At 54.9% G+C, this 17,442-nt stretch carries 16 protein-coding genes; all 16 read left to right on the top strand.

What is annotated here, in order from left to right:
- Positions 1 to 76 precede the first annotated feature (76 nt).
- The gene (gene pfkA, locus ACFSOY_RS05645) at positions 77 to 1,036 is read left to right on the top strand and encodes a 6-phosphofructokinase (protein WP_386044654.1); all 960 of its coding nucleotides are present in this window, start codon (positions 77 to 79) and stop codon (positions 1,034 to 1,036) included.
- 74 nt (positions 1,037 to 1,110) lie between these two features.
- Entirely contained in the window at positions 1,111 to 2,865 is a 1,755-nt protein-coding gene (gene pyk, locus ACFSOY_RS05640) for a pyruvate kinase (RefSeq protein WP_386044652.1), read from the top strand.
- A gap of 89 nt (positions 2,866 to 2,954) precedes the next feature.
- Entirely contained in the window at positions 2,955 to 3,380 is a 426-nt protein-coding gene (locus ACFSOY_RS05635; RefSeq protein WP_386044651.1) for an acyl-CoA thioesterase, read from the top strand.
- Positions 3,380 to 3,775, top strand: coding sequence for an FxsA family protein (locus ACFSOY_RS05630; RefSeq protein ID WP_386044649.1), 396 nt, complete (start codon positions 3,380 to 3,382; stop codon positions 3,773 to 3,775). The genes ACFSOY_RS05635 and ACFSOY_RS05630 overlap by 1 nt, the downstream gene beginning before the upstream one ends.
- Before the next feature lie 33 nt (positions 3,776 to 3,808).
- Positions 3,809 to 4,717: a DMT family transporter gene (locus tag ACFSOY_RS05625; RefSeq protein ID WP_386044647.1), complete on the top strand. Its 909-nt coding sequence runs from the start codon at positions 3,809 to 3,811 to the stop codon at positions 4,715 to 4,717.
- Positions 4,718 to 4,892: 175 nt separating this feature from the next.
- Entirely contained in the window at positions 4,893 to 6,182 is a 1,290-nt protein-coding gene (icd, locus tag ACFSOY_RS05620; protein WP_386044645.1) for an NADP-dependent isocitrate dehydrogenase, read from the top strand.
- 51 nt (positions 6,183 to 6,233) lie between these two features.
- A complete protein-coding gene (gene mdh, locus ACFSOY_RS05615) occupies positions 6,234 to 7,178 on the top strand; it encodes a malate dehydrogenase (protein WP_386044643.1) in 945 nt (314 codons plus the stop codon).
- A 774-nt stretch (positions 7,179 to 7,952) separates the two neighbouring features.
- Complete coding sequence (locus ACFSOY_RS05610) at positions 7,953 to 8,882, top strand: ABC transporter permease (protein WP_386044641.1); 930 nt, start codon at positions 7,953 to 7,955, stop codon at positions 8,880 to 8,882.
- Positions 8,883 to 8,885: 3 nt separating this feature from the next.
- Positions 8,886 to 9,800, top strand: coding sequence for an ABC transporter permease (locus ACFSOY_RS05605; protein ID WP_386044639.1), 915 nt, complete (start codon positions 8,886 to 8,888; stop codon positions 9,798 to 9,800).
- Positions 9,801 to 9,814: 14 nt separating this feature from the next.
- Positions 9,815 to 10,846, top strand: coding sequence for an ABC transporter ATP-binding protein (locus ACFSOY_RS05600; RefSeq protein ID WP_386044637.1), 1,032 nt, complete (start codon positions 9,815 to 9,817; stop codon positions 10,844 to 10,846).
- Positions 10,839 to 11,837, top strand: coding sequence for an ABC transporter ATP-binding protein (locus ACFSOY_RS05595; protein WP_386044635.1), 999 nt, complete (start codon positions 10,839 to 10,841; stop codon positions 11,835 to 11,837). Before ACFSOY_RS05600 ends, ACFSOY_RS05595 begins: the two co-directional genes overlap by 8 nt.
- Positions 11,838 to 11,931: 94 nt before the next feature.
- Positions 11,932 to 14,589: a DNA polymerase I gene (gene polA, locus ACFSOY_RS05590; RefSeq protein WP_386044633.1), complete on the top strand. Its 2,658-nt coding sequence runs from the start codon at positions 11,932 to 11,934 to the stop codon at positions 14,587 to 14,589.
- Between the two features lie 29 nt (positions 14,590 to 14,618).
- The gene (gene mutM / locus ACFSOY_RS05585) at positions 14,619 to 15,455 is read left to right on the top strand and encodes a DNA-formamidopyrimidine glycosylase (RefSeq protein WP_386044631.1); all 837 of its coding nucleotides are present in this window, start codon (positions 14,619 to 14,621) and stop codon (positions 15,453 to 15,455) included.
- A 64-nt stretch (positions 15,456 to 15,519) separates the two neighbouring features.
- Entirely contained in the window at positions 15,520 to 16,200 is a 681-nt protein-coding gene (gene ytaF / locus ACFSOY_RS05580; protein ID WP_386044630.1) for a sporulation membrane protein YtaF, read from the top strand.
- Between the two features lie 38 nt (positions 16,201 to 16,238).
- Complete coding sequence (gene coaE / locus ACFSOY_RS05575; protein ID WP_386044628.1) at positions 16,239 to 16,856, top strand: dephospho-CoA kinase; 618 nt, start codon at positions 16,239 to 16,241, stop codon at positions 16,854 to 16,856.
- Positions 16,853 to 17,442 (top strand): lytic transglycosylase domain-containing protein (locus ACFSOY_RS05570; RefSeq protein WP_386044626.1); only part of this gene is annotated, 590 nt, incomplete at its 3' end. The genes coaE and ACFSOY_RS05570, both read left to right, overlap by 4 nt.

The raw sequence follows: 17,442 nt of genomic DNA, 5'->3' as shown, positions 1-17,442 counted from the left end.
TTTTGTCCCGTGGGACGTTAATTGTCTAGGTTGATAGATCATAACGAGAATCTTGACAGGCGGGAGAGTGAAACGGGTGCGAAAAATCGGGGTGTTGACAAGCGGTGGCGATGCGCCGGGCATGAACGCTGCCATTCGTGCTGTGGTGCGAAAAGCGATCTATCACGGTCTGCAGGTGGCGGGCATCAAGCGCGGCTACCAGGGGTTGATCCAGGGCGATATCGTCGCGATGGACCTCGGCTCGGTGGGGGATATCATCCATCGGGGGGGTACGATGCTGTTCACAGCAAGATCGGAAGAGTTCAAGACGGAGGCTGGTCGTGAGAGAGCTTGCCAGCAGATCGCAGAACATGAGATCGACGGGCTGATCGTCATCGGCGGCGACGGATCGTTTCGCGGCGCGAAGCTGCTGTCCGACTTGGGGATTCCGACGATCGGGATTCCCGGTACGATCGACAACGACATTTCGTGCACCGATTTCACGATCGGTTTTGACACGGCGATCAACACGGTCATCGATGCGGTGGACAAGATCCGCGATACGGCCACATCGCATGAGCGCACCTATGTGATCGAGGTGATGGGCCGCAACGCGGGCGACATCGCGCTGGTCGCCGGCGTTGCGGTCGGGGCGGAGACGGTGTTGATCCCGGAGGAGAAGCACGACATGATCAAGGTTGTCGACAAGCTGCTGCGCGGGGCGGCACGCGGCAAAAAGCACTCGATCATCCTCGTTGCTGAAGGAGCGGGACGAGGCTTTTCGATCGGTGAAGTGATCCGCGAACTGACCGGCTGGGAGACGCGGGTCACCGTTCTCGGCCACATTCAGCGAGGCGGCTCTCCTACAGCATTCGATCGGACGCTTGCGAGCAAGATGGGAGCTCGCGCGGTCGATCTGCTGATCGCAGGAGACAGAGCGAAGATGATCGGGACGATCGGCGGACAGATCGTGGCGACCGATATTGCAGAGGCGTTGGCAACTCCGCGCAAGCCTGACCTCACGCTGTACGATTTGGCAGATGTGCTGTCGATTTAACGATAGCTTTACTCAGCGTTGTGGTAAAGTGTGGTAGAGTGAAGATATCTAGGAGCAATCAAGGGGGAACACCCATGCGAAGAACGAAGATCGTATGTACGATTGGACCGGCGAGCGAGTCGGTCGACATGTTAAAAACGCTGATCGAAAGCGGTTTGGATGTTGCGCGCCTCAACTTTTCCCACGGCACGTACGAAGAGCATGCAGCCCGCATTCAAAACATACGCCAAGCGGCGAAAGAGACGAACAAGCACGTCGCGATCATGCTGGACATCAAAGGGCCGAAAATTCGCACCGGACTGGTGCGAGATGGGGCTGTCGAACTGCATAAGGACGCAGCGATCATCCTGACCACCGAGCAGATCGCAGAGGGCGATGAGCACCGCATTTCGATCTCCTATGATGGGCTGCCAGAAGATGTGCAGCCAGGCTCGATCTTGCGCATCGACGACGGCCTGATCGGTCTGGTCGTCGAAAAGGTGGAAGGCACGGAGATCTGCTGCCGGGTCACCAATGGCGGGATGCTGAAAAATCGAAAAGGCATCAACGCGCCCGGTGTGAAGCTGCGCATCCCGAGCGTCACCGAGAAGGATATTGCAGACATCAAGTTTGGGATCGAACAGGGCGTTGATATCATCGCAGCCTCCTTTGTTCGCAAAGCGTCAGATGTGCTCGACGTGCGCCGCATCTTAGAAGAGGCGAACGTACATAAGGACATCATCTCCAAGATCGAAGCGCAGGAAGCGCTGGACATGATCGATGAGATCTTAGAGGTGACAGACGGTGTGATGGTCGCCCGCGGCGACCTCGGCGTCGAGATTCCGACAGAGGAAGTGCCCCTCGTTCAAAAGATGTTGATTCAGAAGTGCAACCGGTTGGGCAAGCCGGTGATCACGGCGACGCAGATGCTCGATTCGATGGAGCGCAACCCGCGCCCGACTCGCGCCGAGGCGAGCGATGTGGCCAACGCGATCTTTGACGGCACCGATGCGATCATGCTGTCTGGCGAGACGGCTGCGGGCAAATATCCGGCAGAGGCGGTCGCTACGATGGCGCAGATCGCCAAGCGTGCAGAAGAGGCGCTGTTCAACAACTTGGTGCCTTCTCGCCGAAGCGGGATCGAGGCGGAAGCTAACGTGACGGACGCGATGTCGCTGGCCGTCTCGACGATCGCCGACGATCTGAACGCCAAGGCGATCGTGACGGCGACTTCCAGCGGTCACACAGGTCGCAAAGTATCGAAGCACCGCCCGACGACGCCGATCATCGCGGTCACCGACAGCGAGGAGGTAGCGCGCCGCCTGATGCTGTCGTGGGGCGTTCATCCGGTCGTCTTGAGCACGGCGAAGACGACAGACGAGATTTTGGCGATCTCGATCCAAGGGGCGCTCGACTCCGGCTTTGTCGAGCATGGTGACCTGATCGTGATCACGGCGGGCGTTCCGGTTGGACAACCAGGCACGACCAACCTGTTAAAAGTGCACACGATCGGCGAGATTCTCGCCCGCGGACAAGGGATCGGCCACAAAGGGGTCAGCGGTCGCGTCCTCTCTTCGAACCGAGTGGAGGAGATCCTGGCGATCAAAGAGGGAGACATCCTCGTCACCCACTCGACCGATCGCGATGTCGTTCCGGCGATGGAGAAGGCGGCAGCGGTGGTGACGGTCGAAGGCGGTTTGACCTCCCACGCGGCGGTCGTAGCGCTTCACCTCGGGAAACCGGTCATCGTCGGTGTAGAAAATGGCACCAAGCTGTTGACCACCGGCATGGTGGTGACGGTCGATCCAAAATCAGGCCTGATCTACGAAGGCGTCGCCCACGTGATCTGAGCGACAACTTGAGACAGAAGCTCCTTTGCCATCTGGCAGAGGAGCTTTTTTTGCTATAATAGGAGCATCGTGCAGAGGAGGGAAAACGAGTGGCAGAATTTTTTGAAGTGGAGTTGCGCGTCCGCTATCAGGAGACCGATCAGATGGGTGTCGTCTACCATGCGAACTATCTGAACTGGTTTGAGGTGGGCCGCACCGAATGGTTGCGCGAGTACGGAGTGAGCTATCGTGGACTTGAGGAGCAGGGATGGCTGTTGCCGGTGACAGAAGCGCAGTGCAAATATCATGCGCCAGCCAAATATGATGACCTCGTGCGGGTCAAGACGTGGGTGGAAGCGTTTAACAAAGTCCGCATCATCTTTGGCTATGAGGTCGCTCGCGTGTCGAATGGCGAACGGCTGGTCTCCGGCAAGACGGAACACGTCTTCATCAACCGCGAGGGCCAAGTACAGCGCGTCGACCGCATCCTGCCAGATCTGTACGAACTGATCAAACGAAAGACGGGTGATGTTTGATGAAGCGCATTCTGCTGATCCTGCTGATCGTCGTGCCGGCGCTTGAGATCTTGACGATGATTCAAGTGGGGAAGATCATCGGCGGCTGGCTCACATTTTTCCTGATCATCGGCCTCTCCGCATTGGGCGTCTACCTGTTGAGCGTGCAAGGCAGATACACCTTGCAGCAGATTCGCAACCAGATGGAGATGGGCATGCTTCCTGGCGAAGCGCTGCTCGATGGAGCTTGCATTCTCGTCGGCGGAATTTTGCTGGTGCTGCCTGGCTTTTTAAGCGACGCGCTCGGGCTGCTGCTGCTGATTCCGTTTGCGCGGGCCATCCCCAAGCTGTTGATCAAAGCATGGCTGTTGCGACTGATACAAAGAGGAAATGTCACGCTCTATCGAAGGTGGTAGAGCGATTACGATTGTAGAAAGAGAAGAATCATCATGGATGAAACGAAAAAATTGCCCGTTCCACCGCTCGTTTTTCTGATCGTAGGCGTGCTTGCCGTCTCCTTTTCTGCCATCCTCATCAAGTGGTCGCAAGCTCCGGCAGCCGTGTTGGGACTCTATCGCCTCGTCTTTACATTTTTGTTGCTCGGGCCGTTTTTGTTGACCAAGGAGGCGCGCCGCGAGATGCGCGCTCTTCGCCTGCGAACATGGGGAGCGATCGCGCTCTCCGGCCTGTTCTTGGGGCTTCATTTCATCTTTTGGATCGGTTCCTTACAATACACGACGGTCGCATCGTCGACGATTCTGATCACGCTGCAGCCGATCTTCGTGATGGTGATCGCCTATTTCACCCTCAACGAGCGCACCGCTTGGCAAGCGTGGGTCGGGGCGAGCATCGCGCTGATCGGGAGCGCGTTGATCGGCATCGGCGATTTTCAGATCAGCGGCGGAGCGCTCTGGGGCGATCTGCTGTCGCTTTTGGGCACGCTGGTCGTAAGCGGCTACCTGGTGATCGGACAGCACTTGCGGGGCGAGATGTCATCGATGGTCTACTCGTTGCTCGTCTATATTTTTGCGATCGTCGTCATGTTTTTTTACTGCCTTTGGGAAGGCTATTCATTGGTGGGCTATAGCGGCAAGGAATGGTTCCTCTTCGTGTTGCTCGCCATCGTTCCCACCATCTTCGGTCACACGCTGTTCAACTGGCTCTTAAAATATGTCAATGCGGCGACGATCTCGATGGCGATTCTCGGCGAGCCGATCGGTGCTTCGCTCCTCGCCTACCTGCTGCTCGGCGAGAGCATCAGCAGCGCCCAATGGGTGGGAGGCGCGATCATCCTCAGCGGAATCTGGCTGTTTTTGCGCACGCAAAAGCGGGCGGCAACTGCTGTACCTGACAATTGATAGTTTCACAGTATGAAACAAAGGTTCGGAGTACGAAAAATTACCTTGTTGCAATCCCGAATCCTATGGTATGATTTACATAGCTAATACTTAACTCACACGTTCACATCGGGTAAGGAGACTTAGCGTCGCCTTACCCACTCATATATCTATACATAGCCAGGAGGTCAAAAGCATGTTTGAAAAGTATACTGCTCCAACGTCTGGTAACAAGATCACCATCGAAAACGGTAAGCTGAACGTTCCGAACAACCCGATCATCCCTTTCATCGAAGGTGATGGCACCGGTCCTGACATCTGGAACGCATCTGTTCGCGTGTTTGAAGCGGCAGTTGAAAAAGCGTACAAAGGCGAGAAGAAGATCGAGTGGTTCGAAGTGCTCGCAGGTGAAAAGGCATACAACCAGACTGGCGAATGGCTGCCGAACGACACCCTGACCGCATTCCGCGAGTACCTCGTCGGCATCAAAGGCCCGCTGACCACTCCGGTAGGCGGTGGGATTCGCTCGCTGAACGTCGCGCTGCGCCAAGAGCTCGACCTCTTCGCATGCGTGCGTCCAGTTCGCTACTTCAACGGCGTACCGTCCCCGGTCAAGCACCCGGAGCTTGTGGATATGACTATCTTCCGCGAAAACTCGGAGGACATCTACGCAGGTATCGAGTATTCGGAAGGCACCGATGAAGTGAAGAAGCTGATCAGCTTCCTGCGCGAAGAGATGGGCGCGAAGAAGATCCGTTTCCCGGAGACTTCCGGCATCGGCATCAAGCCGGTCTCCAAAGAGGGCACCGAGCGCCTCGTTCGCTCTGCGATCGACTTTGCGATCGCGCAAAAGCGCAAGTCTGTCACGCTGGTGCACAAGGGCAACATCATGAAGTTCACCGAAGGCGCGTTCAAAAACTGGGGTTACGAAGTGGCGGAGCGCGAGTATGCAGATCAGGTGTTCACCTGGGCGCAATATGATCGCATCAAGGCGGAGCAGGGCACAGACGCTGCGAACAAAGCTCAATCGGATGCGGAAGCTGCTGGCAAGATCATCGTCAAAGATGTGATCGCAGACGCATTCTTGCAACAGATCCTCACCCGTCCGGCCGAATACGATGTGATCGCAACGCTCAACCTGAACGGCGACTACATCTCCGACGCGCTGGCTGCACAAGTTGGCGGTATCGGGATCGCTCCGGGTGCGAATATTAACTACGTGACCGGCCATGCAGTGTTCGAAGCAACGCACGGCACCGCTCCGAAATATGCAGGTCTCGACAAAGTAAACCCAGGTTCTGTCATCCTCTCCGGCGTGATGATGTTCGAGTTCCTCGGCTGGCAAGAAGCGGCAGACATGATCATCAAGGCGCTGGAAAAAGCGATCGATCAGAAGACTGTCACCTATGACTTCGCACGCCTGATGGAAGGCGCGACCGAAGTGAAGTGCTCCGAGTTTGCGGATGCGCTGATCAAAAACCTGTAAGACGCGCAATCACGATCAGATAACCAATCGATTTGAGTGGAGGCGATCTTCATGACCATCAAGCGTAACAAGATCACCATTGTCGGTGCAGGCTTTACCGGTGCGACCGCCGCGCTGTTCTTGGCACAAAAAGAACTGGGCGATATCGTCCTGCTCGACATCCCGCAGCTTGAGAACCCCACAAAAGGCAAGGCGCTCGACATGTTCGAGGCGACTCCTGTACTGGGCGTTGATGTGAACATCATCGGCACTTCGAACTATGAAGACACAGCAGATTCCGATGTCGTGATCATCACCGCGGGCATTGCACGCAAGCCTGGCATGAGCCGCGATGACCTCGTGAACACCAACGCGGGCATCGTGAAATCCGTTACGGAGCAAGTGGTTAAACACTCTCCGAACTCCACTTTGATCATCCTGTCCAACCCGGTTGACGCGATGACGTACGTCGCGTACAAAGCTTCCGGGTTCCCGAAAAGCCGCGTGATCGGACAATCGGGCGTGCTCGATACGGCTCGCTTCCGCTCGTTCATCGCGATGGAGCTGGGCGTCTCGGTCGAAGATATCCAAGGCTTCGTGCTCGGCGGACACGGCGACGATATGGTTCCGCTCGTGCGCTACTCCTATGCGGGCGGCATCCCGCTTGAGAAGCTGATTCCGGCAGAGCGCTTGGAAGAGATCGTGCAGCGCGCCCGCGTGGGCGGCGGTGAGATCGTCCAGCTGCTGGGCAACGGCTCTGCCTACTATGCCCCGGCAGCATCGCTGGCGCAGATGACCGAAGCGATCCTCAAGGACAAGAAGCGCATTCTGCCTTCGATCGTCCTGCTGGAGGGCGAATACGGCTATGATCAACTGTTCATGGGCGTACCGACCCTGCTCGGCAAAGGCGGCGTTGAAAAAGTGTTTGAATTGGATTTGACCGATGCGGAAAAAGCGGCGCTTGAGAAGTCGGCAGACTCTGTTCGCAAAGTGATCGCAGTCGTAGAAGGCAAATAGTTTCATTGCAAAAGGATTACAGCTAGATTACATTTTACAAAAAATTCCCCGGAGTTAGAAAATTCTGGGGAATTTTTTTTGTGTCTGTAGTACAATATGATTAAGCTAGTTCCTAAGCGAAATCCTTATCAACTAGCTAAAAATGATTGAATCATGTAGAAAAATGTCGAATCTACCTAGAAATATTCTAGAATCTTGACGTTTTTTCGCCACAAATCACTCGCATGTATAAGATCTTTATGATATTGTATAACTTGTGGCTGATTCATAGAATCTACACCAAAGATTCTGAATCTAAAAGTTATTTCAATACACCCCGTCAATCATTTGCATAATTGTTTTGGATCGTTCGTAATTTTACTAGTGGACGAGAAGGGGCAGATTCGACTATAATTTTTTATGAATAATCTGTCTTTTACAAAAATGTTGAATCATTCTTTTCTGGGTATTAGGCTCGTGCCTTACCATACACATTATGCTGACTTAATTTACTTGATCAAAGGGGGGAGACGGGGGGACTGGAGGAGTTGTTGGGCCGAAGCGGACCGGTGTCGCGATCATCTTGTGCGAAACCGCTTCCTTGAGCCAAACTCTAAGGGCCACAGAATGAGTAGCAAGGTTCTCTGTCAGGCATTGAAGATCGGTGATGGGGGTTGCCGACTCTCGCAATTGCCAGCAAAACGCACTAGCGAAAAGAAAGAGATGCGAGTAGACTAGTAGCTGTATCTCAAACAAAACCACAAATAACAAAAAAATTCTTTGGGAGGTGTGGTTGTGCTTCGTTTTATCCTCCGTCGTGTAGTATACGGTTTGGTAACCCTCTGGGTAATCGTTTCTTTGACCTTTGTCTTGATGCATAACCTTCCGGGCGATCCGTTCGCCAATTCGGAGCGTTTGAGCGAATCTGCAAGAGCAATCTTGATTAAGCACTATGGACTTGATGATCCGATATGGGTTCAATATGGACGCTACGTCGGGAACATCGCAACTGGTGACTTCGGTGTATCTTTCTTCTATCCAACACGTTCTGTTAATGAGATTATCGGGCAGACGTTCCCAACGTCTGCAGAACTCGGTCTGTATGCGATCGTTCTCGCGGTTGTCTCAGGCTTAACCCTCGGTATCATCGCAGCTTTGAACCACAACAAAGGTTTGGACTATTTTGCAATGTTAACCGCGATCATCGGCGTTTCAGTTCCAGCGTTCGTAATCGGTCCGCTGCTGTCATATTACGTCGGTGTTCAACTCGGCTGGTTGCCGCCAGCTCTGTGGAAAGGTCCGGAATATGTCATCCTTCCGACCATCACGCTGGCATTCGGTACACTGGCTACCATGGCTCGTATGATGCGTACCTCGATGCTTGATGTTGTCAACCAAGACTACATTAAGACGGCTCGCTCGAAAGGTCTTTCCAAGATCGCGATCGTCATCAAGCACACCATCCGAAACGCGATTCTGCCGATCATCACGATCTTGGGCCCGCTCACTGTCGGCATCATGACCGGTACCCTCGTCGTCGAGCAGATCTTCGCAGTTCCTGGTATGGGTAAACACTTCGTACAGTCGATCACAACGAATGATTACACGATGATCATGGGTATGACGATCTTCTATTCCGGGTTGCTCATCCTGGCAATCATCGTGACAGATATCTTATACGGGGTCGTCGATCCGCGTATTCGTCTGGCGAAAGGTGGGAAGTAAACGATGCAAACTGTTCCGCAAGATAAGTTTAAGTTAGCGCAAAAGCAAACGGACGCAGAGCGCGTCGTTCGCCCTTCCATTTCCTACTGGGCAGATGCGTGGCGCCGACTGAAGAAGAACAAAGCGGCGATGGTCGGTCTGGTCCTTCTCGTCACGCTGTCCATCTTGGCGATCATCGGCCCGTTCATTCAGCCGTATGATTATCAAGAGCAAGACTTGGCATCTCGTAACCAATCGCTGTCTGCAGATCACTGGTTCGGTACTGACGACTTCGGTCGCGACCAGTGGGTTCGTATCTGGTGGGGCGTTCGTATCTCCCTATTCATCGGGATAACGGCCGCATTCCTCGACTGTGTAATCGGTGTTCTCTACGGTGGGATCTCCGCTTACTTTGGCGGTCGAATCGACGACATCATGCAGCGTTTTGTTGAAATCGTCTACGGCATTCCGTACCTGATCTTGATCATCTTGCTGATCATGGTCATGGGGCCAGGCGTCTTTACGATCATCCTCGCCATGGCGTCTGTCGGCTGGGTTGGTATGGCCCGCTTGGTGCGCGGTCAGATCCTCTCTTTGAAAGAGCAAGAGTATGTGCTCGCAGCTCGCACCCTCGGTGCTAGCCCGTGGCGGATCATCCTTCGCCACCTGATCCCGAACGCATTGGGGATCATCATCGTACAAATCACGTTTACCGTTCCGGGCGCGATCTTCTCGGAAGCGTTCCTCTCCTTCATCGGTCTGGGGATCAAAGTTCCGCTCGCATCCCTCGGCTCCTTGGTAAACGATGGCGTTCAATCGATGCGTAACTTCCCGTTCCGTCTGATTTGCCCATCCGTCGTCTTTGCGTGCATCATGCTGTCCTTCAACCTTCTGGGTGATGGTCTGCGCGACGCGCTCGACCCGAGACTTCGTAAATAAGGAGGGTAATGCCAATGAACAATATCTTAGAAGTCAAAGACTTGAAAGTTTCGTTCCACACCTATGCGGGTGAAGTTCAAGCGGTTCGCGGCGTTACCTTCAGCCTGAAAAAAGGTGAATGTCTTGCGATCGTCGGTGAGTCCGGTTGCGGAAAATCTGTCACCTCGCAAGCGATCATGCGCCTGATTCAAACTCCTCCAGGCGAGATCAAAGCTGGTTCGCAGATCGTTTTCGACGGAAAGACTGACATCGTCAAGCTGTCCGATAAACAGATGGAGAGCGTTCGCGGTTCCGAGATGGGCATGATCTTCCAAGACCCGATGACCTCGCTCAACCCGACCATGAAGGTCGGCACGCAGATCGCAGAAGGTCTGATCAAGCACCAAGGTCTGTCCCGTCAGGCAGCTCGTGAGCGCGCGATCGAAATGCTTCGCCTCGTTGGGATTCCGAACCCGGAAACTCGCGTAGAGCAATATCCGCACCAATTTTCCGGCGGTATGCGTCAGCGCGTCATGATCGCGATCGCGCTGGCTTGTAACCCGAAACTTCTGATCGCCGACGAGCCGACCACCGCGCTCGACGTGACGATTCAGGCACAGATCCTCGACCTGATGCGTGACCTGCAGGAGAAGACTGGCGCTTCGATCATCATCATCACCCACGACTTGGGCGTTGTTGCTGACGTCGCACAAAAAGTTGTCGTCATGTACGCGGGCAAAGTTGTCGAGAACGGCACGATCGACGATGTGTTCTACAACCCGCAACATCCGTACACTTGGGGTCTTCTGCGCTCCGTTCCGCGTCTGGACAGCAACAAGAACGAAGATCTGATTCCGATCGACGGTACGCCTCCAGACCTGATCGCACCGCCGAAAGGTTGCGCGTTCGCAGCGCGTTGCCCGTATGCGATGGAGATCTGCATGGAGCAAGATCCGGAAATGACGAAGCTGAACTCGAACCATGCGGCAGCCTGCTGGCTGCTCCACCCGAACTCTCCGAAAGTTGAACGTCCAGTAGAAGTAGGGGGGGCTCATCACAATGGCTAATGCTACGACAACTGTTGAAAAGCAAGCTCAAACGGGTGTGGATAACATCCTTGAGGTCAAAAACCTCTCCAAGCATTTCGACTTGGGTCGCGGTACGATTCTGAAAGCTGTTGACAACGTCTCTTTCTCGATCAAACGCGGTGAAACGTTCGGTTTGGTCGGTGAGTCCGGTTGCGGTAAATCGACCACTGGCCGTACGATCATCCGTCTGTACGATGCCACAGAAGGTCAAGTTACTTTCAACGGCAAGGACGTACACAAAATCCAAGGTCGCGATCTGAAGCAGTTCAACCGTGAAATGCAGATGATCTTCCAAGACCCGTATGCGTCGCTCAACCCGCGGATGACCGTAGGCGACATCATCGGTGAAGGGATCGACATTCACAAGTTGCTCTCTGGCCGTGAGCGCCTCGATCGCATCTACGAACTGTTGCGCACCGTCGGTCTGAACGAAGAGCACGCTTCTCGCTTCCCGCATGAGTTTTCCGGCGGTCAGCGTCAGCGTATCGGCATCGCCCGCTCCTTGGCGATCGAGCCGGAGTTTATCATTGCGGATGAGCCGATCTCCGCTCTCGACGTATCGATCCAGGCGCAGGTTGTCAACCTGATGAAGAAATTGCAACAGGAGCGCGGTCTGACCTACCTGTTCATCGCGCATGACTTGGCGATGGTAAAACATATCTCCGACCGTATCGGCGTTATGTACCTCGGCGCACTTGTCGAAGTGACAGAAGCGACCGAACTGTACCGCAAGCCGATGCATCCGTACACGGAAGCACTCTTGTCTGCAATTCCGATTCCAGACCCGGAAATCGAGCGCACTCGTGAGCGCATCATTCTGGAAGGCGATGTTCCGTCTCCGGTCAACCCGCCGTCCGGTTGCCGCTTCCGCACTCGCTGCCCGAAAGCGATGCCAGAATGTGCACAGATCATTCCGGAGCTGAAAGAGGTTGAGCCGGGCCACCATGTGGCATGCCTGCTCTACCAATAATTCAACCGCAGAAGAAGCACACCTTCGGGTGTGCTTTTTTACTTTTCATTGTGCTACAATAAACGAAGCACATCCCTTTCTAAGAGGTGGAAACATGTCGGACAAGACGAAATTAGTTCTCATCGATGGGAACTCCATTACATACCGAGCTTTCTTTGCACTGCCTCCGCTTTCGAACAGCAAAGGGCAGTACACCAACGCCGCATACGGCTTCACCACGATGTTGCTTCGCCTGCTGCAGGACGAGCAACCGACCCATCTGGTCGTCGCTTTTGACAAAGGGAAAGCGACGATCCGCCAAGAGATCTATGCAGACTACAAAGGCACCCGCGAAAAAACGCCAAGTGAACTGCGGGAGCAGTTTCCAATCGTCCGCGAGATCTTAAATTCGTTCGATATTCCTTATGTCGAACTGGAAGGACATGAGGCGGACGACCTGATCGGCACGATCACCAAACAGGCAGAAGCTGCTGGGTACGACTCGTTGGTCGTGACTGGGGATAAGGACTTGTTGCAGCTCGTCTCCGATCGGGTCACCACCATGCTGACGCGAAAAGGTCTTTCCGAGACGGAAAAGTATACAGCTGGAGAAATCAACGAGCGCTACGGTTTGACGCCGCTACAGATCATCGACCTAAAAGGGTTGATGGGGGATACGTCTGACAACATCCCCGGCATCCCCGGCGTTGGCGAGAAGACGGCGCTCAAGCTGTTGGCGCAATTTCCTTCGGTGGAGGAAGTGCTTCAGCATGCGGATGAGGCACCGGGGAAAAAATTACAAGAAAAGCTGCGCGAGCATGCAGAATCGGCGCTGCTCTCCAAGCGATTGGCGACGATCAATCGCGATGTTCCGATCGACGTCAATTTGGAAGCTTTGCGTTTCGAATCCTATGATGCGGGGAAAGTGCGCGACATGTTCAAATCGCTCGAATTCAAATCCCTGCTCGATCGGTTGCCAGAAGGCGGCACCGAATCGGAAGCTGTAGCGGATGCCCCGACCCATCAGCAGATCGAAACGTTGATGATCAATGTGGGGGAACTGCCGGAGATCATCGACTCGTTGCCACAGGCGGTCGGTCTCCATCTCGATCTGGAGGGCAACTATCAGCTTGGCGAGATGCATGGGCTGGCGATCGCCACCGGAGAGAGCGCTTGGTATCTCCCGCTGGATGGCGCTTTGCCCGAACAAGTGGTCGCGCTGATGCAAAACGCGGACAAGATGAAAGTGTTCTACGATGTCAAAGCGGTCTGCACCGCTTTGAAAACGAGAGGGATCGCGCTTGATCACAACGCATTTTGCACCTTGCTCGGCTCGTATCTGTTAGCGCCCTCCGACGGGGCTCCCGATCTGTTCGACGTGATCGACCGCCAGATCGGTTGGAAGATCGATCCGCTCCCGAAAGGAACGCCGAAGAAAAAGGTAGAGGTCAGCCTGCAAGATCGCGCTCGCGTTGCTGGTGCGATCGCAGCGGCCAACGTGTTGCTCAAAGAGCAGGTGGAGCAGGCTCTGCTCGAAGCGAACCTGATGCCCTTATATCGCGATCTGGAACTGCCGCTGTCGTTTGTGCTCGCCGATATGGAGCACTCAGGGGTGCGGATCGATACGGATGAACTGAAAGAGATCGGCGAGAACTTGCGCGGCCGGATCGAACACCTGCAGGCTGAGATTCACGAGCTGGCAGGAGTGGAGTTCAACCTGAACTCCCCGAAACAGCTCGGCGAGATTCTGTTCGATAAACTTGGCTTGCCCGCTTCGAAGAAGACGAAGACAGGCTATTCAACCTCGGCAGATGTGCTGGAGAAACTGGCGCCGCATGCGCCGATCGTCCAAAAAATCCTCGACTTCCGCCATCTGGGCAAATTGCTTTCCACCTATGTGGAAGGCTTGCTGAACGCCGCTCGCAAACAGGGGGATATGTTCCGTGTCCACACGCAGTTCAACCAGGCGCTGACGGCGACCGGACGTCTGTCTTCTACCGAGCCGAACTTGCAGAACATCCCGATTCGCACCGAAGAAGGTCGCCGACTGCGACATGTGTTCGTGCCGACCGATGCGAGCTGGAAGATTCTCGCCGCCGACTACTCACAGATCGAATTGCGCGTCCTCGCGCACATTTCGGCAGATGAGAGCATGATCGATGCGTTTGTTCACGATGAGGACATCCACACGCGCACTGCGACGCAGGTGTTCGAAGTATCGCCAGCAGAGGTCGATTCGAACATGCGTCGAGCGGCCAAAGCGGTCAACTTTGGGATCGTCTACGGAATCTCCGATTTTGGACTGTCCCAGAACCTGAACATTCCGCGCAAGCAGGCTGCGCAGTTTATCGAGAGCTACTTTGCTAAATTCCCCGGCGTGAAGCGCTATATGGAAGATGTGGTCGAGCAGGCGCGCAAGGACGAGTCTGTTTCGACATTGCTCGGACGCAAGCGGCACCTGCCCGATATCAAAGCGTCAAACTTCAACATCAGGAGCTTTGCGGAGCGCACGGCGATGAACACGCCGATTCAAGGCACGGCGGCAGACATCATCAAAAAAGCGATGGTCAACATTCAGGGTGTGATCAAGCGGCAGAACCTGCGGGCGAGGATGCTCTTGCAGGTGCATGACGAGCTGATCTTCGAATGCCCGCCTGAAGAGATCGAAGCGCTGACCGAGCTGGTGCGCCGTGAGATGGAGCAGGTGATCGAGCTGTCCGTTCCGCTGAAGGCAGACATTAACGTTGGTGACACTTGGTACGAAGCGAAATAGTGAGCTTGTCATAGAGAGGATGAGACCTCATGCCGGAATTGCCGGAGGTCGAGACGGTTCGTCGCGGACTTGCCGCGCTGGTGATCGGAAAGACGATCGAAAAGATTACAGTCAGCCTGCCGAGGATCATCCGCACGCCTGATGATGTGAGGCAGTTTTGCATGATGTTAGAAGGGTATGCGATCGATGCGGTGGAGCGCAGAGGCAAATATCTGCTGCTCAGCATCGGCCCACACCTTTTGGTTTCACATCTGCGCATGGAAGGTCGCTATGGCTTCTATCACCGCGAGGACCCGGTGGAGAAGCACACGCATGTGATCTTCCATTTCACAGACGGAACGGAACTTCGCTATAAAGATGTGCGTCAGTTTGGCACGATGGACATCTTGCCACAAGGAAGGCATCAAGAGCTTCCCGGCTTGGCGACGCTCGGCCCGGAACCGCTCGATCGATCCTTTACGCCTGAGGTGTTCATCAGAGCGCTCAGGGCGAGAAGAAGCGGCAAGATCAAAGCGTTGTTGCTCGACCAGTCATTAGTGGCTGGACTTGGCAATATCTATGTAGATGAGGTGCTCTTTCAATCGGGCATCCATCCGGAAGCGAGCGGCCCTGAGCTGTCAGATCGGCAGATCGTCGCCCTGCATCGGGCGATCGTCGCTGTGCTCACCCAATCGGTAGAGCTCGGCGGCTCCTCTGTCAAATCGTACGTGAACGGCTACGGACAAGAAGGTGGCATGCAGCACCAGCTCAACGTGTATGGGCGGGAAGATCAACCCTGTCCGAACTGCGGTACCTTGATCGTCAAAACGCGCCTTGGCGGGCGCGGCACGCACTTCTGCCCAACCTGTCAACCGTTGCACGACTAGGCGCACACCCTTTCCCCCTCATGCGCATAACATGATGGCAATATGAGGGAAGGAGGGGGCAGCTGTGCTACACTTTTTGTCCCTGCTCGTGCTTTCGTTTGCCGTTTCGCTCGACGGTTTTGGCGTGGGCTTAACGTATGGCTTGCGCAAAATCCGTTTTCCACTGTGGTCTCTGCTCGTCGTCACCCTCTGTTCGGCGACGATGATCCTGATCGCGATGCAGGTAGGCGACGCGCTCTCCCTTTTCCTGACCCCAACTTTTGCGAAGATGATCGGTGCGGTGTTGCTGATCGGGGTCGGGAGCTTTGCGATCTACAACATCTTGACGCAGAAGGAAAAAGAGCCGATCGGCGGGGGCTCTTTCGAAAGAGAATCGCTTGCCAAACGGGAGGAAGAGGGGCACAAGACCGTCTTTCACGTCGAGCTGAAAAAGGTCGGGTTGGTGATTCAAATTCTGCGCACGCCGTCATCTGCAGATGTGGATCGCTCGGGGGACATCTCGGTCAAGGAGAGTCTGATCCTCGGGTTTGCGCTGTCGATGGACGGCTTTGGAGCTGGTGTCGGGGCATCGCTGATCGGTTTCCACTCCGTATCGACAGCTTTGACGATCGCTCTGATGAACTTGATTTTCATCTATTCCGGTCTGCAAGTTGGAATGCGATATGCGGATGCGCGACTGATGCGCAAGATGGTGTATATCCCGGGCCTGATGTTGATCGTGATCGGTATTTCTAAATTTTTTTAAACAGAGAGATGGGGAAGAATGGGGACAGGAGGCTCATTATGATCGTAGGTCTGACCGGCTCGATAGCAACAGGAAAAAGCACCGTTTCGAAGATGCTTGCCGACTTAGGGGCAGTCATCATCGATGCAGACAAGATCGTGCGCGAGGTGCAACAGCCCGGCGAGCGGGCGTGGCGGGAGATTGTCGACTTTTTTGGTGAAGAGATTTTGCAGCCGAATGGAGAGCTCGATCGCGCGAAACTTGGCGCGCGAGTCTTTGACAACCCGGAGAGCCGTGAAAAGCTCAACCAGATTGTGCATCCTCGCGTGCGAGAGGAGCGCGACCTGCAGACGCAAGAGGCCCTTGCCCATAACCCGAATCGGATCGTGATCTGGGATATCCCGCTCTTGATCGAAACGGGAATCCACCGAGAGGTTGAGCGGACGATCGTCGTCTATGTCGACCAGGAGACGCAGTATGCGCGTCTTCTGAAACGGGACGAGCTGTCAGCGGAGGCGGCACGAAAGCGCATCGCGGCTCAAATGCCGGTCGAGGAGAAAAAGCGATATGCTGATTTCCTGATCGACAACGGGGGCACGATCGAAGAGACGTTCCAGCAGGTACAGGATGTGTGGGCGAAGCTTTTGCGGTTGCAGGAAGAGGGGGCCAGTCTGTGATCTGGCCGCGGATCTCCTGGGTGCTCACGCCCCGTGCTAAGCGAAAGATCGCACTGATCCTCGGCCTGATCTTGATGATCGTGCTCGTGGTGGGCAGCAATTGGTTCTGGCGTTTGCTCTACCCGATTCATCATGAAGATATCATTCGGGAGGCGGCCGCCAGAAATGGCGTTGACCCATTGCTGGTCGCAGCGATCATCCGTGTGGAGAGCAAGTTTCGCTCGGAAAACGTGTCGAAGGTGGGGGCGGTCGGCCTGATGCAGGTGATGCCGGAGACGGCCGAATGGATCGCGCGAGAGAGCGAGATCCCCTACAGCGGCCTGGAAGACCTTGCCGACCCGGAGACCAACATTCAGATGGGAACCTGGTATTTGGCCTTTTTGAAAAAGCAGTATGAAGGCAATCAGGCAGCGGCGGTTGCCGCCTACAACGCAGGCCCTGGCCGCGTGTCCGGCTGGATGAACGAAGGCGTCTGGGATGGCAGGCTGGAGACTTCTGAAAAGATCCCAGTCGGTGAGACGAGGCATTACATCTCGCGCGTGTTTTTCTCCTATGAGAAGTATCAGGGGCTCTATCCGGACTTCTG

Origin of the sequence: Tumebacillus lipolyticus, assembly GCF_042682745.1 — a bacterium.
In the GTDB taxonomy this organism is placed as follows: domain Bacteria; phylum Bacillota; class Bacilli; order Tumebacillales; family Tumebacillaceae; genus Tumebacillus_A; species Tumebacillus_A lipolyticus.
Note: the sequence above shows the minus strand (reverse complement) of the source record. Positions and strands in the feature narration are given on the sequence as shown.